The organism is Kitasatospora sp. NPDC056531 (genome assembly GCF_042794375.1).
Lineage (GTDB): Bacteria > Actinomycetota > Actinomycetes > Streptomycetales > Streptomycetaceae > Kitasatospora.
This window is the reverse complement of the sequence record NZ_JBHTTU010000004.1, coordinates 64,939-86,006: the sequence shown is the minus strand read 5'-3', so window position 1 is coordinate 86,006 and position 21,068 is coordinate 64,939. Positions and strand designations below refer to the sequence as shown.

Genomic DNA, 21,068 nt, shown 5'->3' with positions numbered 1-21,068 from the left:
GTGGGGTCAGTTGCTCAGCAGGATGCCGCGGGTGAGTTCCCAGGTGTGGGGGTCGGCGGCGACCAGGAGGCCGTCCTCGCAGCCGGGGGCCTCGGGGCGGTAGGGGCTGCCGTCCAGGCGGGCGGCGACGCCGCCGGCCTCGGTGAGAAGCAGGGAGCCGGGGGCGTGGTCCCAGGGGAGGGTGCGCCAGTAGAAGATGAAGTCGAACCGGCCCTCGGCGACGTCCGGGTACTCGACCCCGGCGGCGCTCCGGCCGGGGGAGATCTCGCCGAAGGCCGAGCAGTTGGCCTCCAGGTGGCGGCGCTGCTCGGGATCGAGGAAGCGGCTCTTCAGGACACCGGTCAGCTGGGCGGCGTCGGCCGGTGCCGGAGTGCGGGTCAGGCGTTCGCCGTCGCGCCAGGCGCCGGCGCCGAGTTCGGCGCGGTAGGCGGTCGCGGTGGCGGGCTGCCAGATCCAGGAGGCGACGGCCCGGCCGGAGCGGACGAGGGAGCACATCACGGCGTAGTCCGGGCGGCCGGCGACGAAGTTGGAGGTGCCGTCCACCGGGTCGACCAGCCAGACGGCGGGCTCGTCGTGGATGGCCTGGGCGAGCGAAGGGTCGGCGGCGACCGCCTCCTCGCCGACGACCGGGAGGGGGAGCAGCTCGCTGAGGCGGCGGGCGATGATCGCCTCGGCCTCGCGGTCGGCGATCGTGACGATCTCGCCGGGCGCCTTCTCCATCACCTCGCCGGCGGCCAGTGCCCGGAAGCGCGGTTCCACCGCCTCGGCCGACGCCTCGGCGAGTATCTCCGCCACCTTGTCCATCAGCACGTTCGCGCTCCCTTCGCTGGCTACCACTGTCCCACGAGTGCGCGGAGGGGGTTGCGGCGGACGGGGGCGGCGAACAGCTGACAGCTGACGGATGACAGATGTTGAAATCTGTCATCTGAACTCCGTCAGCCGTCAGTCGTCAGCCGCCGGGCTCGGGGGTCAGCGGTCGCCCGCGAGCCGTCACGCACCCAGGTAGTGGAACCCCGGGCGTGGGTGCATCAGGAACTCGTGGTGCGAGATGTTCCACGCGTACGCGCCCGCCATCGCGAACAGCACCCGGTCCGCCGCCCGCAGACCGGCCGCACCGCTCGCCGCTCGGGCGAGGACGTCCTTCGGAGTGCAGAGCTGCCCGGCCAGGGTGGCCCGTCCGGTGGTGACGGCGGGGCGCGGCCAGGGGTGTGGCCAGCCGTCCACCGGGAGCACCTCGAAGGGCTGGGAGTGTCCGCGGGTGGCGGGGGTGCGCAGGTGGTGGGTGCCGCCGCGGACCACCGCGAAGTCCTCGCCGTGGCTCTGCTTCACGTCCAGCACCTCGGTCGCGTACCAGCCGCAGTAGGCGGTCAGCGCCCGGCCCGGCTCGATCCGCAGGGTCAGTCCGGGGTGGGCGTCGAGCAGCTTGGCCAGGCCCTCGCCGAAGGCCGTCCAGTCGAAGCGCTCCGTCGGGTCGTCGTAGTCCACCGCCATCCCGCCGCCGATGTTGACCTCGGCCAGCGGGAAGCCGTGCCGCTCGGCGAGTTCGGCCGACCAGATGACGATCTGCTCGGCGACCGACAGCTGCTCCGCCGCCGCCAGCCCGCTGGCCAGATGGGCGTGCACCCCGCGTAGACGCAGCCGACGTCCGAGCGGTCCGCCGCCGGTGAGCAGCCGGACGCACTCCTCCGCCCGGTCCGGGTCGAGCCCGAACGGCGTCGGGCGCCCGCCCATCGCGAGCGGCACCGCGTCCAGGGCGTCGGTGACCACCGGCAGGTTGACCCGGAGCAGCACGACCACGTCCGTCCCCGGCCGGTCGGCGAGTACGGCGGCGAGCCGGTGCAGCTCCTGCTCGCTCTCGACGTGCCAGCGGTGCACCCCGGCGTCGACGGCGGCGGCGATCTCGGCGGGAGTCTTGCCCGGCCCGCCGAAGGCCAGCGGGGCGTCCGGCACGGCGGCCCGCACGTGCGCCAACTCCCCGCCGCTGGAGACCTCGTAGCCGTCGACGGCGTCGCGCAGCGCGGTCAGCAGCGGCGCCTCCGGATTGGCCTTGGCCGCGTAGTACAGCTCGACCCGTTCGGGCAGAGCGGCCCGGACGGCGGCGGCGTGCGCGCGCAGCGCGGCCAGGTCGTAGACGTAGGCGGGCAGTCGGTCGGCCGCGAGGGAGGCGACGTGGCCGTGGACGGTGCTGCTCATCGGAGGGTGCTCCCGGCGGGAAGGTGGGCGGTCATACGGGCGGCCTCGGCGAGCACCGAGCCGGCCAGCGGGGAGGGCAGCCGGACGTACCCGGCCTCGCGGTCGGCCTTGCGCTCCCAGCGGGTCAGCAGGTTGGCCTTGGCGGGCAGCGGGACGCCGGCCAGCAGGGCCCGCAGCCGGGGCGGGCGGCCGTGCGCGGCGGCGTACTCCTCCAGGGTGTCCCGGACGGCCTGCCAGAGCGCGCCCTCCAGCTCGGGGTGCCGGTCGGCGAGGGCGGCGAGCAGTTCGGCGATGTGGTTGACCAGCAGGCAGTAGACCACCCGGTCCCAGCCGCGCTCGGCGTCGTACGTCATCGGGCCGGCCACCTCGGGCGGGAGGGCGGTCAGGATGTCGGCGTTGTGCTCGGGCACCAGCTTCGTCCCCTCCAGGTCGCGGAAGAGCACCTGGGCCGGGCGGCCGTCGGCGTCGACGCCGATCAGCACGTTCTGCAGGTGCGGCTCCAGCACCACACCGTGGTCGAAGTAGGCGGCCAGCACCGGCGGGAGGAGCAGTCGCAGGTAGGCGCGCCACCAGTCGAGGGCGGCGGCGCCGTCCGAACCGTTGCCCAGCAGCCGGGAGATGTGCGCCGAGCTGGTCGGGTGCTCGTCCGCGACGGCGGCGGCGAGCAGCGGGGTGACGCCGGGCCGCAGCAGGCCGCCGAAGCCCTCGCGCAGGATCAGGCCGAAGCCCTCGTACAGCGCCCGGTCGGGGCGGCCGTCGGCGCCCGGCAGGGCGAGGGTGCGGAAGGCGGGCTCGCGCAGCATCGCCGCGTCGGGGAAGCGCCGGGCGAGGTCGGTGAGCGCGGGGGCCAGCAGCCGGGTGAGCGCGACGGCGCCGGTGAGCTCGTAAGCGGCGTTCTTGCGCAGGCAGTTGGTGATGCGGACGTTGAGGCTGAACTTGAGGAAGGCGTCCGCGCCGTGCAGGGTGCGCACCGAGGCGGTGGTGGTGAAGTGCTCGCCGCGCGGGCCGAGGTCCAGGACGTCACCGCGGGCCATGGCCTCGCGCAACAGCGGGTGGTCGCCGATGAGTTGGTACTGCCAGGGGTGGGCGGGCAGCAGTCGGTAGCCGTCCGGGACTTCGCCGAGGCCGTCCAGTCGGGCACTCGCGTCCTCGTCCAGGGACTCCTCGGCCAGCAGCTCGGCGCGGACGGCGAGGTGGCGCAGCGGGAACGCCGCGCGGGACTCGGGCGCGTACCGGCTCCAGTCGCCCCGGGCGGCGGAGCGGGACTTGGGGGCCGGGTGGAAGCGGTGGCCGAACAGCAGGGCCTGCTCGGACTCCAGGTAGCGGTCGTCCCCGGCGGCCGGGCGCTCGTCCAGGCCCTGGCGCACGCCGTAGCGGCTGGACGCCACCTGGCCGAGGAACTCCTCGTTCACCGTTCCGGTGCGCAGCTCCAGCTCGTCCTGGGCGTACTCGGCCAGCTCGCGCCAACCCAACTCCCGCCAGCCGTCCGCTGATTCCTCGAAGGCCGGTCCGGTGAAGCGGTGCGCGCCGAGCAGCGAGGTGCGGCGCAGGGCGACTCGCAGCAGGGCGCCGCGGCGGGGCAGGCGCAGCAGCAGGTGTCCCTCGTCGACGGCGGTCTGGTGCTCGGGCGCGGAGACCTCGCGCAGCAGGCAGTTGAGCAGGGTGTGGACCACCGCCTCATCGGCGGTGGGCAGCGCGGTGGGCACGGCGGGAAGCGCGGGGGACGGAGTGGTCGGTCGGGCGGTGGGGAGGCCGGTCGTGGTGGCGGCCGACTGCGGGTGGGCCGTACGGGCGGTCATCGGGGGCTCCTACGGGTCAGGAGGGCGAGCAGGGCGGCGGCCAGTGCGGCGGCGGTGCCGGTGACGACGGGGGCGGCCGGTCCGCCGCTGCCGTTGGCCAGCGCGGCGGCGAGTCCGGCGGCTACGGCACCGCACTTGGAGACGGTTTCGCGGGTGCCGAACATCCGGCCCGGCGCGCGGCCCCGGGCGGCTTCGGCGGCGAGGACGGCGAGGCAGACCAGGCCGAAGGTCATGCCGAGACCGAGCACCGCCCGGGTCAGGGCGAAGGTGAGCAGCGAGTGGGCCGGGGCGTGTCCGGCCAGCCCGAGGGCGACCAGGGCGAAGCCGGCCGCCAGCCCGGTACGGGGCCGCGCCTCGACGGCGGCGTGCACCCGTCCGGCGGCGACCAGGTAGACCAGGTGCGGCAGCGCGAACAGGAAGCCCGCGACCGTGCCGTTGACGCCCGGCAGCCGCTGCTGCACCAGGGTGATCAGGTAGGGGAAGGAGATTATGGTGGCGAAGACGAAGGCGAACTCGAAGGTGTAGAGCAGCTTGAGCGAGCCCGGCGGGTCGGCCTGGGGCGCGTCCCCGCCCGTCCGGACGGCGCGCGGGCGGGCCGGCTCGGGCAGGAAGCCGAGCAGTACGGCGGCGGTCAGCGGCAGCAGTGCCATCAGCAGGTACTGCCGGTGCGGGTCGATCCACGGCGACAGCGCGCCGACCAGGATCGGCGCCGCGACCAGGGCGGCCCGGGCACTGCCCTGCATCAGGGTCAGCGCCTTGGACAGCTGGGAGCCGTCCAGGGCCGAGGCGAGGTAGCCGTTGGTGGCGGAGAAGGTGCCACCGAGGAAGCCCTGGAGCACCAGCGCGATGGTGAACGCCGGCAGGCTGTCGGCTGCCCCCGCGAGCAGGAAGGAGACGGTGAGGCCGAGTTGGGCGCGCAGCAGCAGCCGCTTCTGGCCGAAGCGGTCGGCCAGCCGGCCCCACAGCGGCGCGCCGAGGGCGGTGAAGACGGTCGGCACGATGTAGAGCAGGCCGGCCCACCGGCCGTCCTGGTCGCCCAGGCCCGGGAGGATCTCGGAGAGGAAGGGCGGCAGGCCGAGGGCAGCGAAGGAGGCGACGAAGTAGCAGGCCGCGATGGCGTGAACCTGACGCCGGTCCAGTCCGGCCGCCGCGGACGGCCGCGCCAGCGGTTCGACGGTCATCATGAACCGTCCCTCAGCAGCAGGTAGTTGGGGCCGTCCGTGTAGTGCTTGTTGATGTCGGCGGCGCCGCTGCGCTCCTTGCTGAGCAGGGTGCCGGCGCTCACCATGGCCTTGACGGGCAGCCGTTCGGCGTCCAGCAGCTCGGTGCGCAGCGGTCGCCCGGCCGGGCCGAGGCGGTCGACCGCCTCACCGAGGACATCGCGCAGGAGCCGCAGGCTCAGCTCCAGCGGTACCCGCTCGTGTGCGGCGAGGCCGAACGCGAGCGAGGCGGTGCACAGGTGGCCGGTGATCGTGGTGAACAGGTCGGTGAGCGCGCGGTCCTGCTCGGCGAGGATCCGCGGGTCGCGGAACTCGGTTGCCAGCTGCGCGAGTTCGCCGATCCTGGCGGTGTTGATCCGGGGCCCGTCGTTGTCCTTGTAGAGCAGTCGCAGGCCGGTGTCGTCCAGGACGAGCGAGGTGTTCTGCTGGTGCGACTCCAGGGCGATGCCGTGGCCGAACAGGGTGGTCTGCCAGTCGACCAGCAGCCGCAGCAGCTCCTCGTACAGGGCGGGGACGGAGCCGCCGTGGAAGCGGTCGGCCAGGTGGTCGATGACCAGCCGTCCGTCGGGGGCCTCGGCGAGCAGGGCGGCCAGCGGCACGGTGACGGCGTCGTCGAGGCCGTTCGGGTAGCGGCGCAGCAGTACGGCCAGCAGTTCGTCGTCGGCGTGCGCGTAGCACTGCTCGTCGACGTGCAGCACCCGCCCGGCGAAGCGCGGCTCGCGGGCGATCACGGCCTCCACCAGGCGCTGTCCGACCGCCCCGTTGACCAGGGTGACCGGCTTGATGGTGCGCCGGTTGCGCAGGCCCAGGGTCGCCGTGGCCAGCGGGAGTTTGAGGTGGCAGGCCGGGTCCTGGGCGACGGCGACGGTACGCATGGACAGCGTCGGCAGCACGGTGAGGTACGGCTCGGGGGTGAGCACCGCGCCAGGAGCGATCCGCTCGAAGTCCTCGCCCGCGGTGAGCGGGTGGACCGGGACGGTGAGGAACTGGCCCGGGACGCCCAGTTGTTCGGCGCTCGGCCACCAGGCGGGCAGCGGCCCGTCGCCGCGTACGGTCAGCCGCCCGGCCGGGACGGCGAGCCAGCGCAGTTCGAAGCTCGGGTGGAACTCCGGTGCGTAGGAGCGGAGTTGTGGCTCGGTCAGACCGGAGCGGCCACGGGCGGTCGGGTAGACCGGGTGGTCGAGGAAGGCGGCGAGGGCCTCGAAGCCGAGCGAGGCGTGCGGGCCCGTCCAGTCGGCCGTGTCCTTGCCGTAGCGCTCGGCGAGCGCGGCGTGCACCTCGGGGCGGACCCGGTCGTGCAGCTGCATGGTGGCCAGGGTCTGGCGGCACTCCTCGGCGAAGGCCAGGTGGCCGGGCCGGTCCAGTGGATCGGCGCGCTCGGCCAGGTGGGCGAGGATGGCGGGCAGCTCGGTGAGCCGGACGCCGTCCGCCTCCAACTCCGGCAGCCGGGCCGCGTGGTCACCCTGGAAGCCCTCGGGGGCGACCGGCAGGGCGAGCGTCCCGTTGCGCAGCCAGGGGCCGTCGGCCCGCTGCTCCAGGACGCCGTCCGCACGCAGGCCGAGCACGTCCTCGCGCAGCAGGGCGGACAGCACGCGCAGGGTCAGCTGGTCGGCGGAGGTCCCGCCGAGGGGCGTGTTGTCGGCGGGCGTGCGGCCGGCGGGCGCGGTGTGGGCGGGTGTGCTGTGGGCGGGTGTGCTGTGGGCGGGCGAGGTGTGGGCGGGCGTCCTGTCGGCCGGAGTCATGAGGCGATCTCCCAGCGGTTGGCGGCGATGAACTCCGCCACGGCGGTGTCCACCGCGTCCTGGTCCGGGCCGACCGCCCAGACGATGCCCAGGTAGTCGCGGTTGGTGCGGTAGAGCTCGTGCCGGGCACCGAGCTCGCGCACCGGGAGGTAGGAGAGCGTGACCCCGTCGGCCCGCTGCTCGAACAGCGGCTCCGGGGCGGCGGTCAGGGTGCCGGCCCGGTCCGCGCAGACGCGCTCGTGGCGGGCCCGCTGGCCGGTGCGCGCGCCGAGGTCGGCGGGCAGGTCCTCGCCGAGGTGGGTGCGCAGCACCAGCTCGAAGTACGGGAGGTCGAGGATCTCGGCGAGCATCAGGTCGCACTGGTCGCCGATGGCGCGGTAGTTGACCTCGATGATGCGGGCGCGGCCGTCCGGCTGGAGGACGAACTCGGTGTGGCAGGCGCCGAGTCCGACGCCGAGCGCGTCGAGCTGGGCGAGCACCTGGTCGACCACGGCTCGGGGGTGCGCCGGGGTGAAGGTCAGCACCTCCTCGATGAAGTCCGGCGGCGGGGAGAGCCGGGTGCGGAAGCCGCCGAGGACGTGGCGGGCACGGCCGTCGCCGAGGGTCTCCAGGGTGCACAGCTCGCCCGCCAGGAACTCCTCGACCACCAGCGTGGCGCCCGGGCGGCGCTGTTGGATCTGCTCGACCCGCAGGGCGAGTTCGTCGGTGTCGGCGACCAGCGTGACGTCCTCGCTGGCGACGCCCTCGCGGGGCTTGAGGATGCAGGGGAAGGGCGGGGTGAGCTCGGCCGGGTCCTGGCCGGGCGCCAGCTCGGCGGACCAGACCCGGTCCAGGCCGGTCTCGGCGAGGTGGCGGCGCAGCTCGCCCTTGTTCTTGGCCCGCAGCGCGGCCTTCCAGTCCTTGGCGGGCAGGCCGAAGTAGTCGGCGACCAGGGCGGTCTGGGTCTGCAGGTGGTCGCTGTTGCTGAACACCGCGTCGGGCGCGTGGTGTTGGGATATCGCCCCGATCACCTCGCGGAAGTCCTGGACGTCGCACTCCACCAGCTCGTACGGGAACCCGGCGTCGGCGTAGGCGCGTTGGTGGTCCTCGACGTGATCGGTGAGAACGGTGACGTCGAGGCCGAGCCGGGCGGCGGCGGGCAGGAAGCCGCGGGTGACCGAGTCGGTGGGGTTGAGGGCGAGCAGGTAGAGCCGCATGGGGTGTCCTTGGGGGCGTGGTGACGGGCGGAGGGCGGCGAACGGATAACGGATGACAGATGTTGAAATCTGTTATCTGTTCGCCGTCGTCTGTCATCTGTCAGTGATTACTTGGGCGCGTCCACGCCCGCCGCCTTGGCGATGTCCACGAGCATCGCGTCCGCGGCCTGGACGCCGATGCCGGACATCCAGGTCTCGTCCGGGACGTTGAAGACCTTGCCGTTCTTGACGGCGTTCAGGCCCTGCCAGACCGGGGTCTGCTGGACCTCGCTCTCCTTGGTCTTGGTCGGGTCGTCGGCGGTGGTGACGAACACCAGGTCGGCGTCGGCCTGGCTGATCTGCTCGGCGCTGACCTCGATGATGTTCTTGTCCACGTCCTGCGAGGCCGGGCGGGCCAGGCCCACGTCCTTGAGCACCACGCCGCTGTACGAGGCCTTGGCGTACAGGCGGGTCGGGCCGGCCACGAAGCGGACCACCGAGGCGGTCGGCATCGTCCCGTTGTACTTCGTCTTGATCGCCTCGCCCAGCTTGTGCGCCCGCTCCTCGTAGTCGGCCAGCGCCTTCTTCGCCTCGTCCTCCTTGCCGAGCGCCTGGGCGTACAGCGCCAGGTTCTCCTTCCACGGGAACCCGGTGGTCTCGGCCAGCACGGTCGGTGCGATCGCGTTCAGCTGGTCGTACACCTTGGCGTGGCGGACCTTGGAGGACAGGATCAGGTCGGGCTTGAGGGAGGCGATCAGTTCGAGGTTCGGCTCGTTCATCGGGCCGACGTCCTTGGTGTCCTTGATCTTGTCCTTGAGGTAGTTCGGGAACCCGCCCTCGGTCTTCATGTGCGGGGACACCGCGCCGACCGGCGTGATGCCGAGCAGCGTGACGTCGTCCAGCTCGCCACTGTCCAGCACCACGACGCGCTTGGGCTGCGACTTGATGTCAGCGGTCCCGGCGGCGTGCTTGACGCTGCGCGGGAACCCGGCGGCGGTGCCGGCCGAGGCGGAGGACGCGGAGTCGCCGGACGTGGCGGCGTCCCCGTTGCTGCCGCAGGCGGCGAGGAGCGTGGCGGACAGCGTGACGGCGAGGACGGCGACGGGGAGTCGGCGGTTCATCGGGGTTCCTTGGATCGGGTCGAACAGGGGGACGGGGATGGGAGCTCAGGGGATGGGAGCTCAGGGGGGTGGGAGGTTCAGGCGGAGGCGGCGACGGCCCGCCTCCGGGCCCGTGGCACGACCAGCGGAGTGCCGGTCTCCGGGTCGGGCACGACCAGGCACGGCACCCCGAACACCGCCTCCACCAGTTCGGCCGTCAGCACCTCGGCGGGCGGACCGGCCGCGGCGAGCCGCCCGTCCTTGAGCACCACCAGGTGGTCGGCGTACCGGGCGGCCTGCCCGAGGTCGTGCAGCACCATGACCACGGTGCGCCCGGCCTCGGCGTGCAGGTCGGCGACCAGGTCGAGCACGTCGAGCTGGTGCCGCAGGTCGAGGAAGGTGGTCGGCTCGTCGAGCAGCAGCAGGTCGGTCTCCTGGGCGAGCGCCAGCGCGATCCACACCCGCTGGCGCTGCCCGCCGGAGAGGCGGTCGACCTGCCGGTCGCGCAGTTCGGCGGTGCCGGTGCGCTCCAGTGCGTCCTCGACCGCCGCCTGGTCGGCCTTGGACCACGGGCTGAGCATCCGCTGGTGCGGGTAGCGCCCGAGCCGCACCAGCGCCTCGACGGTGACCGCCTCGGGCGTGACCGGCTGCTGCGGCAGCAGGCCCATCCGCTTGGCGAGGGTCCGCGCGGGCATTCGGTGGATGTCGGCGCCGTCCAGGGTGACGGTGCCGGCGGCCGGGTCGAGCAGCCGGACCAGTCCGCGCAGCAGGGTGGACTTGCCGCAGGCGTTCGGTCCGACGATCGCGGTGACGGCGCCGCCGGGCAGTTCGAGGTCGAGCCCGTCGACGATGGTCCGATCGCCGTAGCGCAGCCCGAGGCCGTGGGCGGCGAGCCGATTGGCGGTGGCCGGGGTGGCGCCGGCCGGGGTGGCGGTGGAGGCCTGGTCGGTGGCCGAGCTGGTCATCAGCTGCTCCTCTGGGGAAGCCGGCTCTGGCGGATCATCAGCACCAGGAGCCAGGGCGCGCCGAGGGTGGCGGTGACGGCACCGACCGGCAGGCCGTGGACGGGGATCACGTGCAGCACGAGGAGGTCGGCCGAGAGCAGCAGCACGGCGCCGGTGAGCGCGGTGAGGCCGAGTGTGCCGAGGGTGGGCGGTCCGGCGAGCAGCCGGACCAGGTGCGGGACGGCGAGCGCGACGAAGGCGACCGGTCCGGTGAGGGCGGCGGCCAGCGAGGCGAGCGTGATGGTGAGCAGCAGCAGCCAGAGCCGGTCCCGGGCGGGGTTGAGGCCGAGGCCGCCGGCCGAGTCGTCGCCGAGGTCGAGGACGGAGACCCGCCGCTGGCAGAGCAGGACGGCCCCGGCGGCCAGCGCGATGGCGGTGCCGCCGATCCACACCTCGGTCCAGTTGCGTCCGTACAGCGAGCCGGTGGTCCACTGCATCGCGGAGGAGGCCAGCTCGGCCGGGAACCGTACGATCATCAGGTTCACGGCGGCGGCCAGGCCCTGCTGGACCGCCAGGCCGACCAGCACCAGCCGGGTGACGGCCATCTTCGAGCGCCAGGCGAAGCCGCCGAGCAGCAGCGCGGCGAGCAGTCCGCCGCCGACCGCGGCCAGCGGGATCAGCTGCTGCGAGGCGCCGGTGGCGAGCATCAGCACCGCGCCGAAGGAGGCGCCGCCGGTGATGCCGATGGTGTCGGGCGCGGCGAGCGGGTTGCGGAACAGCCGCTGCAGCATCGAGCCGGCCATCGCCAGGCCGGCGCCGGCGATCAGGGCGGACACCACGCGCGGTGCCCGGAACTGCTGCACCACCAGCACGTTCCCGGGCTCGCCCTGGCCGACCAGGGCGCGCAGTGCGTCCCAGACGGAGATGCTCACCTGGCCGGTGCCGAGCGCGATGCCGGTGAGCAGCACCAGCAGGGCGACGGCCACCAGCGACCAGGCGGCGGTACGGGCCCGGCGGCGCGCGATGGCGCCCATCGGAACGGCGAGCGCTGTCACTTGGCCACCTTCCGGGCCAGCACCGCGAGCAGCGGAGCGCCGAGGAAGGCGGTCACGATTCCGACCTCGATCTCGGAGGGCCGCACCACGAGCCGGCCGAGCACATCGGCGCTGAGCAGCAGCAGCGGACCGGCGATCAGGCAGCCGGGCAGCAGCCAGCGGTGGTCGTTGCCGAGGAGCGGGCGGACCAGGTGCGGCGCGGCCAGTCCGATGAACGCCACCGGTCCGGCGACGGCGACCGCGCTGCCCGCGAGCAGTACGACGGCCAGTCCGCCCACCACCCGGATCCGGGCCACCGGCACGCCCAGCGACTGCGCGGTCTCGTCGCCCAGGGCCAGCGCGTTGAGTGCGGGCGAGACGGCGAAGGCGCCCAGGAGCCCGAGTGCCAGGAACGGCAGCACGGGGGTGAGGGTGTCCAGGTGCCGCCCGGCGATCGAGCCGGCCAGCCAGAACCGGGCTTCGTCCAGGGTGCGGTGACTGGCCAGCATCAGTGCGGAGGTCCAGGAGGTGAGCACCACGGTGAGCACGGTGCCGCCGAGCGCGAGCCGAACCGGGTCGAGGTCCCCGCCGCGCCGGGACATCGTGTACGCGGCGACGGCGGCGACGGCCGCCCCCGCGAAGGCGAACCAGACGTACTCGACCGGGCGGGAGAGGTCCAGCGTGTAGATCGCGGCGACCACGGCGAGGCTCGCGCCGGCGTTGATGCCGAGGGTGATCGGCGAGGCCAGTGGGTTGCGGGTGACGCCCTGGGCGACCGCCCCGGCGACGCCGAGCGCGGCCCCCACGGCCAGCCCGATGAGCGTGCGCGGGACGCGAAGGCCCGTCACCACATCGGCGTCACCGCCGTGGGCGGCGCCGGTGAGGGCGTCGGCGACGGTCGACAGCGGGATGGATCGGGAGCCCAGCGCGAGGCTCAAGGTCGTGCACAGCACGAGCGCGCACACGCCGACGACCAGCAGCAACGGCCGCTGTGCCGCCGGGGAACGGGGCGTCGCCGGGGCTGGGGTGGCCGGCAGGTGGGTTCTCAACACGAGTCGACATCTTAGGTTAGGTTTACCTAACTTCGTCAAGGTCGAGTCGCCTGCTCAGGTGGACCGTTCGACCATGGCGCGAGGTGGTCGGGTGGGCCCACTGAGGCATTGTAAGGTGAGGCTCACCTTAATCGATCTTTCGAAATCGATCTCGGGAGTGCCGATGGTTCCCGGAACACCCCTGCCCGTACTCGCCCAGGCGCGGCCGTCCGCCCTGGTCGGCGACTACGAGCGACTGCGCGAGCTCTGCCCGGTGCTGGAGCTGCGCCTACTCGACCCCGTCGAGCCCGACCCCTCGGTCGCCGACGGCTGGTACTCTGGGGCCCAACTCGCCGCCGACGAACGGGCGCTGGCCGCCGTCCTGGCCGGAGCGGAGGGCCGGATCGCCGCCGAGCACGGCCGCGCCCCCCGCCCGCACGTCACCGCCTCCCGGCTGCTCCACCACTACGTCTGGTCGGCCTGCCTGCTCATCGCCGGCCCCTGGCACCTCGCCCGGCGGGTCCCCGCCGTCGACCCCGCCGACCTCTGGCTGCACGCCCCCACCGGCCGGCTCGCGCTGCGCCCGGGCGGACATGTCTCCCTCGCGGGAGGCCTCGTAGGAGACCTCGGCGGGAACGTCCTGGGAGGCCTCCCCGGAGACCTCCCCGGCGATGACGAACTGCGCGCCGAACTGCGAGCCGCCGTGGTCACCCACCTCGAACCGGTGCTCGCCGCCTTCGCCGGACCGGCCCGGCGCCGCGACCGCGCGCTCTGGGGCATGGTCACCGACGACCTCGCCTCGGCCGTCTGGTACCTCGGTCGGATGCTCGGCGCTCAGGACGCCACCGCCCGCGACGCCACCGCCCGCGAGGCGACCGCCCGGGGCTCCACCGCGGAGGACGCCGCCGTCGTTGCCGCCGGGGCCCTGCTGCCCGGCGGCACCCTGCCGCTCCCGGGCGCCGCCGACTTCCGTCGGCTGCGCACCCCCGACGGCCGCGAACACCACACCCGCACCCGGCTCGGCTGCTGCCTCTACTACGCGGTCAAGCCCGCGGCCGTCGCCTGCCTGACCTGCCCGCGCACCAGCGACGGGGAGCGGCTGCGCCGGCTCTGACGGCCCGTCCGCGGGCCCGCCGCCGGGTGTGCGGCCCTACCGCCCGTCCCGTTCGTCTCCCTTGGCGCGGGGCAGCACCGCCACACCCCGCTCCAGGTCCACCCCGAAGTGCGGCGGCGCCCCCGCCTCCGCGTCGTCCCGGAGTGCCAGCTGCTCCCGCCGCTGCTCGATCTGTATCCGCTTGCCCGGGCTGAACAGTGCGTGCAGCTCCTCCAGGCCACCGCCGCCGCCCACCCCCACCCCGGGCGCGCGCGGCCGACGGCGTCGCGAGGACTCGCCCCACATCTGACAGGCCGACAGCACCACCAGCCCGACCGCCACGACCACCACACAGGCCACGCTCGCGATCCACCCCATGCCCGCTCAACGCCGCACCGCCGTACGGGCGTTCCCGAGCGGCCGGCCGGGCGACGTCGGCCTCCCGAAGGGCGCACCGGATACGCTGCCCGCGAACCCCAAGGAGAGCCTTCACCATGACCGTGCGCGGAACCCTCATCGACATCCCGACGGCGGACGGCACCGCCGACGCCTACCTCGCCCACCCCGACGACGACCGGCCCCACCCCGGAGTCCTGCTCCACATGGACGCCTTCGGGCTCCGCCCGCACCTGAAGGGCATGGCCGACCGGATCGCCGCGGCCGGGTACACCGTCCTCCTCCCCAACGCCTTCTACCGCAACGGCCGTGCGCCACTGGTCGAGCTGCCGGAGCTGATCGACATCGAGCAGTGCGACGAGATCTTCGACCAGATCGTCCCGCTGCTGGCCACCCTCACCCCGGAGGCGACCGCCCGCGACGCCGACGCCTTCCTGCGCTGGTTCGCCGGGTCCCCGCTGGTCCAGGACGGCCCGATCGGCGTCACCGGCTACTGCCGCGGCGCCCTGCTGGCGCTGCGCACGGCCGCCAGTCACCCGGACCGGATCGCCGTCGCGGCCGGTTTCCACGGCGGCAACCTCGCCACCGAGCGCCCGGACAGCCCCCACCTGGGCGCCCACCGGATCACCGCCGAGCTGTACTTCGGCCACGCCGACCAGGACGAGTCGCTGCCGCCCGAGCAGATCTCCCGGCTCGACGAGGCCCTCACCGCCGCCGGGGTGCGCCATACGACGGAGGTCTACGCGGGCGCCCCGCACGGCTACACCCAGGCCGACACCACCCGCTACGACGCGGCCGCCGACGCCCGGCACTGGAAGGCGCTGCTCTCCCTGCTGGAGCGCACCCTGCCCGCCTGACGTCCACCGGTTTGTTGGTCCTGCGTTCGCCCGCCGTCCAGGTGGGGTTTGGGTGCCGGTGCCATCGGGCAGTCAGCGTCGGGTTCCCGCCATGCGACGGCGGGAGCGACACCGACGGATCCAGGGGGGACCGAACGTGCGGACCAAGTGGCAAGCGTCAGCCGGGCCGGGGGGCCTGCGGGACGTCCAGGAAGCCATCGTCCGGGCCATGGCCGAGCGCACCCCGGTCGAACTGCGGCAGGGCGAACTCGACCGCGACGGACGGGCGTTGCGCTGGGTGGAGGCCGGTACGGGCGCCGGGGCGCCGGTGGTGCTGATCGCCGGTTGCGGCACCTCCTCGCTCACCTGGGCCCCGGTGCTGCCCGAACTCGCCGAGCACGTCCGGGTCGTCGCGTACGACCGTCCCGGGCTCGGCGCCAGCGAGCCCGACCGCGCCCTCGGCCTGACCCTGGAGGCGCAGACCGGGGACCTGGCCGCCCTGGTGCGGCACCTGGACGCCGGGCCGGCCGTGCTGGTCGGGCACAGCTGGGGCGGTCAGCTGGCCCAACTCCTCGCCTGGCAGCGGCCGGAGCTGGTGGCCGGCCTGGTACTGGTCGACCCGGCCCACGAGGAGTTCCGGCCGCCTTCCCTCTGCGCCGCCGAGGCGGTGCTGAACCGGCTCTGGCTGCTCCGGACGGCGCTCACCCCCGCCGGGCCGGGCGGCGAGGACGCGCTCGCCCGGGCCGAGGCGGCCGTCCTCGCCCACCCGCACCAGCGGCGCACCGTCCTCGCCGAGAACCGGCTGACCGGCCTCGCCGTCCCCGAGCTGCGTCGAGGGCGCTCCGCCGGACGGCTGCCCGAGGTGCCGGTGGCCGTGCTGAGCGCGACCGAGGGACTGCCCCGCGCACTGCGCGCCCGCTGGACCGCCCTGCAGTCCCGGATCGCGGCCAATGCCGTCCGGGGCAGCCACATCGTGGTGCGCGGCGCCGGGCACGCCGTCCACGTCGACAAGCCGCGCGCCGTCACGGCGGTCGTCCTGGAGGTGTCCGACCACGCCAGAAACGTCCGGTACGCCTGATAGATCTGCCCGATGTTCGTACGTGCAGGGCCTGCTGGGCCCGTGGCACGCTCTGGCACACTGTGTGCCGACGACCCGTCGGGGCGGGTCACGACACCTGGGGGGACAGGGCCGATGATTAGCGCGGGCACCGTGCTCGGAGGTCGGTACACGCTCGTCGAGAAGCTCGGCGGCGGGGGCATGGGCGCGGTCTGGCGGGCCGACGACCAGGTACTGGCACGGCAGGTCGCGATCAAGATCCTGCGCGCCGAGCTGTTCGAGGACGGCACCGCCGTCCAACGCTTCCGCCGGGAGGCCCAGCTGGTCGCCGCGATCGACCACCCGGGCATCGTGGACGTCCACGACTACGGGGAGAGCGACGGGGACGGCGACGAGCGCTGCGCCTACATCGTGATGGACCTGATCGAGGGCCGCCCGCTCAACCAGGCGCTCGCGCAGAGCGGGCCGATGAGCGCCGAGCGCGCCCTCGGCCTGCTCGCCGACGCCCTGGACGCGCTGCACGCCGCCCACCGGCGGGGGATCGTGCACCGGGACATCAAGCCGTCCAACCTGATGCTGCGCGACGACGACCGGGTGGTGATCACCGACTTCGGCATCGCCCGCGCGATCGCCAGCACCAAGCTCACCGCCCCGTACGCGATCATCGGCACGGCGGCCTACATGTCCCCCGAACAGGCGGCGTCGGTCAGCACCGGGTCGGCCTCGGACCTCTACTCGATCGGCGTGGTCTGCTACGAGCTGCTGGTCGGTCAGGTGCCGTACCTGGGCGAGGGGCCGCTGCAGGTCGCGCTCAAGCACGTCAACCAGCCGGTGCCGGAGCTGCCGGAGACCTTCCCGCCGGCCGTGCGGGAGCTGGTCGCCACCGCGCTGGCCAAGAACCCCGAGGACCGGTACGCGAGCGCCGCCGAGATGGCGGCCGCGGCCCGGGCGGCGATCGGCGCGCCCGCGGCGCCGTGGAAGGCAGCGGACAGCGGGACGATCGACCTGCGGGCGGCGCGGGCCGGGGCTGCCGGCGCCGGGGTCGGGGTCGCCGGAGCGGACCAGGTGGTGAAGGTCGATCCGCAGGCGGAGACCGAACCGGGCAAGCGCCGCTCGCGGCGCACCCTGCTGGTGCCGATCATCATCCCGATCGTCATCTCGATGGGCACGGCGACCGCCCTGCTGATCGACCGCAGCCCCGGCGCCTCCACCACGGCCGTGCCGCCCGCCGCCCAGCCGACCGTGGTGGTGACCGTCCCGGCGGCCCAGACCACCACTACTCCCGCGGCCGCCACCACCGCGCCGGCCACCCCGCAGCCGACCGACACCCCGTCTGCCGCCCCGGCCGCCGACCAGCCGCCGCCCGGCGGACAACCGAACGTTCCCGTCCCGGCCCCGGCCCAGGGCGGGAACGGCGGCGCGGTGAGCGGGGGAGGGGGCGCCCAGCAGGGCCGGGGCGGTGGCGGGGGTGCCAACTCCGCCGCCGGCGGCTCCAACTCCGGCTCCAACTCCGGTTCCGGCGGCTCCTCGGGCGGTCAGGTCAACCCGCCCGCCGGCTCCGGCAACGTGGGAGGCAATGGGGGAGGCAACGGGGGAGGCCCGGCCAACCCGCCCGCCGAACCCAAGCCGCAACCACCGAGCCAGACGACCGGCGGCAATCCGCCCGCCCCGCAGACCCCGACCCGGCCCGCGTCCTGCGGCGGCAGCAACTGGAGCACCATCGTCAGCGCCAAGGACGGCAGCCCGATCGGGCTGCGCAACGACAACCTGAGCGGCGACAACCCGGTCGTGCTCGGCGGCGCCGCGCAGTACGGCTGGGTGCGCTCCACCGACCCCGGCACCTGGATCCTGTTCAACGCCTGCAACAACGGTGGCCCGATGCTCGTCCAGACCATGGACGGCAAGGTGCTGTTGAACAACGGGTACAGCTTCCTCACCAGGTGGACGGTCCGCAACGGCAGTTCAGCGGGCTCGTACACCCTGGGCGACTACCAGAACCAGTCCTGCATGACCAACAACGGCCCGGGTAACGAGATCACCATGGTCGCCTGCACGCCCGGCAACCCGGCGCAGGAGTGGCGGTTCCAGTAGTGACGCAGGACCGCGTCGTCGTGCGCCAACTGCTTTACGCCGTAGGGTAGTCGGGCGGTTACTCGGCTGCCGTCCGAAGGGTGGGGTCTGAGATAGCAGACGCCCGCTCGCCGGGGCAAGGGGTGCCGATGGCGAGATCTCGCCATCCAGTGGTCAAGGATCTGTATGGAAACATCTACACACTTGTAAAAGTCCATCGATTGATGATCAAAAATGACCGCTTTGCTCGCGCCTGACGATGGATTGGCCTTCGGTGCAGGCAGTCGGCCGTTGTTCGGGTCGGAACCCATCGTTCAGAGGGGTGAGTTGCCCCGATTTGACCGTCGCTTGACCTGCTTTACCAATTGGCGGGACCTGGCCAATAAATGAGCCAGACCTGTCATTTCACCTGCTGGATTGTCATGCTTCTGGTCATCCCCCAGCGGTAGCCCCCACCCCCACCCCTCGGTGGCGAGCCGCTCGACCGCACGGGGTTTCAGCACGTCAGCGCCCGTTCCGCCCCACAGGTGCCGACCCCGGCCCCCGGGACGCGGCGCGACCGCGCCCACACGCGGTTTCCCGGAAGGACTCGTACGTGAAGCGAAAGCTCGCAGCTGTCGCCGTTCTGTCGGCCACGGCCATGTTGACCGGTGTGATCCAGGTGAGCACCTCCGTCGCCCAGGCGTCGCCGGCCGCCCCGTCGTTCCAGGCCCAGGCTGCCCAGCAGCACGCCGCCGTCCTCGCGGTGGCGAACGGCCAGTCCGGCCCGATCGCCAAGGCGCTCGCGCTCGGCGACCAGGAGAAGCTGGTCGCGAAGGACGCCGTGGTCGACAAGGACGGCACCCGGCACCTGCGCTTCGAGCGCACCTACGCCGGCCTGCCGGTGATCGGCGGTGACCTGGTCGTCCACCAGAAGGCCGACGGCGCCGTGAAGTCGGTGAACAAGGCGGTCTCCGCCCAGATCGCGCTGCCGAGCCTGACCCCGCAGATCCCCGCGGACAAGGCCGCCGACCAGGCCACCGGCGCGGTCAAGGCCACCGTCGGGGTCACCGTCGACTCCGACGAGGCCCCGATCTCGGACGTCCACCAGACCGGCAAGCCCGAGCTGGTCGTCTGGGCCACCGACGGCAACCCGCGCCTGGCCTACCGGACCACGGTCGAGGGCGTGCGCTCCGACGGCACCCCGAGCAGCCAGATCCTGATCACCGACGCGACCAGCGGCAAGGTCCTCTCCACGCACGAGAAGATCGAGACCGCGGCCGGCACCGGCAACGGCGTCTTCGTCGGCCAGGTCCAGCTCAACACCAACCAGAACGGCTCGAAGTTCGAGCTCAAGGACACCGGCCGCGGTGGCCAGTCCACCACCGACATGAGCAACGGGACCACGGGCAGCGGCTCGTTGTTCGCCAACACCAGCAACAGCTTCGGTGACGGCACCGCGTCCAACCGTGAATCCGCCGCCGTGGACGCCCAGTTCGGTGCCGCCACCACCTGGGACTTCTACAAGAACACCTTCAGCCGCAACGGCATCCGCAACGACGGCGTCGGCGCCCTCAGCCGGGTGCACTACGGCTCCAACTACGTGAACGCGTTCTGGAGCGACGACTGCTTCTGCATGTCGTACGGTGACGGCAACGGCGACGCCGCCCCGCTGACCGAGATCGACGTGGCCGGCCACGAGATGACCCACGGCGTCACCGCCGCGACGGCCAACCTGAACTACTCGGGTGAGTCGGGCGGCCTCAACGAGGCCACCTCGGACATCATGGGCACCATGGTCGAGTGGTACGCCAACCTGCCCTCGAACCCGCCGAACTACTGGATCGGCGAGCTGATCAACCTGCGCGGCGACGGCAGCCCGCTGCGCTACATGGACCAGCCGAGCAAGGACGGCCAGTCCGCCGACAGCTGGGACCCGAACGTCGGCAACCTGGACGTGCACTACTCGTCCGGTGTGGCGAACCACTTCTTCTACCTGCTGTCCGAGGGCAGTGGCGCGAAGTCGATCAACGGGTTCGACTACAACAGCCCGACGGCGGACGGTTCGACGCTCGCGGGCATCGGCCGGGACAAGGCCGCGCAGATCTGGTACCGCGCGCTGACCACGTACTTCACGTCCACCACGGACTACGCGGGCGCGCGTGCGGCGACCCTCAGCGCGGCCTCGGACCTGTACGGCGCGAACAGCACGGAGTACAACGCGGTCGCGGCCACCTGGACCGCGGTCAACGTCAACTAGCTCGGGCCTGACTCGGGTCGGGCCTGAGTTGGGCAGGACCGGCCCGGGGCCTGTCCGGGTAGCCCGGCCGTGGGTGGGTGCCCGCCGGCCGGGCTGACGGCGGGGGCGACGGGGTGCGGACCACCGTCGTCCCCGCCGTCGCGTCTTCAGGTGCTCAGGTGCTCAGGTGGTCCGGTGTCCCGGTGCTCCGGTTCGCACGGCTCAGGCGCGGTCCTCGGCCACCTCCCACACATGGCCGGCCGGGTCGGCGAAGGCCGCCGTCCGTCGGCCCCACGGCCGGTCCACCGGACCGTTCAGCAACGCTACGCCGCGCTCGGCCAGTTGGGCGCAGACCGCGTCCACGTCCGGGACCCGGACGGTGAGCAGCGCCCGCACCCCCGTGGCGGGCGCCGCCACCGGCGCGGGCGTGACCAGCTCCGGTGCCTGCTCCGCCGCCAGCAGGTTCACCAGCAGGTTCCGCAGCCGGACGACCGCCGAGGCGTCGTCCTCGTAGACCACCGGGAGGCCGAAGACCTCCTGGTAGAAGGCCTTCGCGGCGGGGACGTCCGCCACGAAGAGCGTGATGACTTCCAGGTCGTCCAGCTCCGGGTCCATGGCCACCCTCCGGATCGTCGTGTGCGTACGGCGATGGTGGCACGCGTGACTGACAGTGAGTCAGTGGTTCAGCTCGTCGCGCCGGTGTGCCGCTCCTGGGCGGCGAGGACGGCGTCGCCGTGGTCGGCGGCCCAGGCGCCGAGGGCGCGGATCGGGCCGATCAGGGCGGCGCCCGCCTCGGTGAGCGTGTAGTCGACGCGGGGCGGTGCCTCCGCGTAACGGCGGTGCTCCACCAGGCCGTTGTACTCCAGCCGGCGCAGCGTCTCGTTGAGCACCTTGGGGCTGATCCCGCCGATCCGGTCGAGCAGGGCCCGGGGGCGCATCGGCCCGCGCTCACCGAGGACGTACACCACCACGCTGTCCCAGCGATTGGCGATCACCTCGAAGGCCAGCCGGGCTCGGCAGTCCGCGGCGAACACGCCGCCGCCGAAGTCGTCGACCGCCCCGTCCCCGGTGTCCCCTTCGCTCCTCATGTGCTCATCCTGCCCGACCCGTTGCGTACCGGGCGGTGTGCATCGGCCCGGCTAGCGTCCGGGGCACGGCGG

18 protein-coding genes are annotated in these 21,068 nt (G+C 73.3%); 5 read left to right on the top strand and 13 right to left on the bottom strand.

What is annotated here, in order from left to right; translation table 11 throughout:
• Positions 1-6 precede the first annotated feature (6 nt).
• From ACFQ87_RS06635 to ACFQ87_RS06590, 10 genes are all read right to left on the bottom strand, one after another.
• Positions 7-804 carry an inositol monophosphatase family protein gene (locus tag ACFQ87_RS06635; protein WP_380609678.1) on the bottom strand — a complete coding sequence of 266 codons (798 nt, stop codon included), beginning with the start codon at positions 802-804 and terminating at the stop codon, positions 7-9.
• Positions 805-990: 186 nt separating this feature from the next.
• Positions 991-2,193, bottom strand: coding sequence for a type III PLP-dependent enzyme (locus ACFQ87_RS06630; protein WP_380609473.1), 1,203 nt, complete (start codon positions 2,191-2,193; stop codon positions 991-993).
• Positions 2,190-3,992: an IucA/IucC family protein gene (locus ACFQ87_RS06625; RefSeq protein ID WP_380609472.1), complete on the bottom strand. Its 1,803-nt coding sequence runs from the start codon at positions 3,990-3,992 to the stop codon at positions 2,190-2,192. Before ACFQ87_RS06625 ends, ACFQ87_RS06630 begins: the two co-directional genes overlap by 4 nt.
• A complete protein-coding gene (locus tag ACFQ87_RS06620; protein WP_380609677.1) occupies positions 3,989-5,173 on the bottom strand; it encodes an MFS transporter in 1,185 nt (394 codons plus the stop codon). The genes ACFQ87_RS06625 and ACFQ87_RS06620 overlap by 4 nt, the downstream gene beginning before the upstream one ends.
• Positions 5,173-6,954, bottom strand: a complete 1,782-nt coding sequence (locus tag ACFQ87_RS06615; protein ID WP_380609471.1) for an IucA/IucC family protein — start codon at positions 6,952-6,954, stop codon at positions 5,173-5,175. The genes ACFQ87_RS06620 and ACFQ87_RS06615 overlap by 1 nt, the downstream gene beginning before the upstream one ends.
• A complete protein-coding gene (locus ACFQ87_RS06610) occupies positions 6,951-8,150 on the bottom strand; it encodes an acetyl-CoA carboxylase biotin carboxylase subunit family protein (RefSeq protein WP_380609470.1) in 1,200 nt (399 codons plus the stop codon). Before ACFQ87_RS06610 ends, ACFQ87_RS06615 begins: the two co-directional genes overlap by 4 nt.
• Positions 8,151-8,257: 107 nt before the next feature.
• Entirely contained in the window at positions 8,258-9,250 is a 993-nt protein-coding gene (locus tag ACFQ87_RS06605; protein ID WP_380609469.1) for an ABC transporter substrate-binding protein, read from the bottom strand.
• Between the two features lie 77 nt (positions 9,251-9,327).
• Positions 9,328-10,194, bottom strand: a complete 867-nt coding sequence (locus ACFQ87_RS06600) for an ABC transporter ATP-binding protein (protein WP_380609468.1) — start codon at positions 10,192-10,194, stop codon at positions 9,328-9,330.
• Positions 10,194-11,207 carry a FecCD family ABC transporter permease gene (locus ACFQ87_RS06595; protein WP_380609676.1) on the bottom strand — a complete coding sequence of 338 codons (1,014 nt, stop codon included), beginning with the start codon at positions 11,205-11,207 and terminating at the stop codon, positions 10,194-10,196. Before ACFQ87_RS06595 ends, ACFQ87_RS06600 begins: the two co-directional genes overlap by 1 nt.
• A gap of 17 nt (positions 11,208-11,224) precedes the next feature.
• Positions 11,225-12,190, bottom strand: coding sequence for a FecCD family ABC transporter permease (locus ACFQ87_RS06590; RefSeq protein ID WP_380609675.1), 966 nt, complete (start codon positions 12,188-12,190; stop codon positions 11,225-11,227).
• A gap of 232 nt (positions 12,191-12,422) precedes the next feature.
• Here ACFQ87_RS06590 and ACFQ87_RS06585 point away from each other — a divergent pair, with 232 nt between their 5' ends.
• A complete protein-coding gene (locus ACFQ87_RS06585) occupies positions 12,423-13,352 on the top strand; it encodes a (2Fe-2S)-binding protein (protein ID WP_380609467.1) in 930 nt (309 codons plus the stop codon).
• 36 nt (positions 13,353-13,388) lie between these two features.
• Here ACFQ87_RS06585 and ACFQ87_RS06580 read toward each other — a convergent pair whose 3' ends face one another.
• Positions 13,389-13,709, bottom strand: coding sequence for a DUF6191 domain-containing protein (locus ACFQ87_RS06580; RefSeq protein WP_380609466.1), 321 nt, complete (start codon positions 13,707-13,709; stop codon positions 13,389-13,391).
• Positions 13,710-13,825: 116 nt separating this feature from the next.
• Between ACFQ87_RS06580 and ACFQ87_RS06575 the strand changes: the two genes are divergently transcribed.
• From ACFQ87_RS06575 to ACFQ87_RS06560, 4 genes are all read left to right on the top strand, one after another.
• The gene (locus ACFQ87_RS06575; RefSeq protein ID WP_380609465.1) at positions 13,826-14,584 is read left to right on the top strand and encodes a dienelactone hydrolase family protein; all 759 of its coding nucleotides are present in this window, start codon (positions 13,826-13,828) and stop codon (positions 14,582-14,584) included.
• A 208-nt stretch (positions 14,585-14,792) separates the two neighbouring features.
• Positions 14,793-15,641, top strand: a complete 849-nt coding sequence (locus ACFQ87_RS06570; protein ID WP_380609464.1) for an alpha/beta fold hydrolase — start codon at positions 14,793-14,795, stop codon at positions 15,639-15,641.
• Positions 15,642-15,773: 132 nt separating this feature from the next.
• Entirely contained in the window at positions 15,774-17,711 is a 1,938-nt protein-coding gene (locus ACFQ87_RS06565; RefSeq protein WP_380609463.1) for a serine/threonine-protein kinase, read from the top strand.
• Between the two features lie 619 nt (positions 17,712-18,330).
• Positions 18,331-19,929, top strand: a complete 1,599-nt coding sequence (locus tag ACFQ87_RS06560; protein ID WP_380609674.1) for a M4 family metallopeptidase — start codon at positions 18,331-18,333, stop codon at positions 19,927-19,929.
• A gap of 201 nt (positions 19,930-20,130) precedes the next feature.
• On the opposite strand, the gene ACFQ87_RS06555 is transcribed toward ACFQ87_RS06560, so the two are convergent.
• Together ACFQ87_RS06555 and ACFQ87_RS06550 are read right to left on the bottom strand one after the other, a co-directional pair.
• A complete protein-coding gene (locus ACFQ87_RS06555) occupies positions 20,131-20,523 on the bottom strand; it encodes a VOC family protein (RefSeq protein WP_380609673.1) in 393 nt (130 codons plus the stop codon).
• Between the two features lie 68 nt (positions 20,524-20,591).
• Positions 20,592-20,996, bottom strand: coding sequence for a winged helix-turn-helix transcriptional regulator (locus ACFQ87_RS06550; RefSeq protein ID WP_380609462.1), 405 nt, complete (start codon positions 20,994-20,996; stop codon positions 20,592-20,594).
• Between the last annotated feature and the right edge of the window lie 72 nt (positions 20,997-21,068).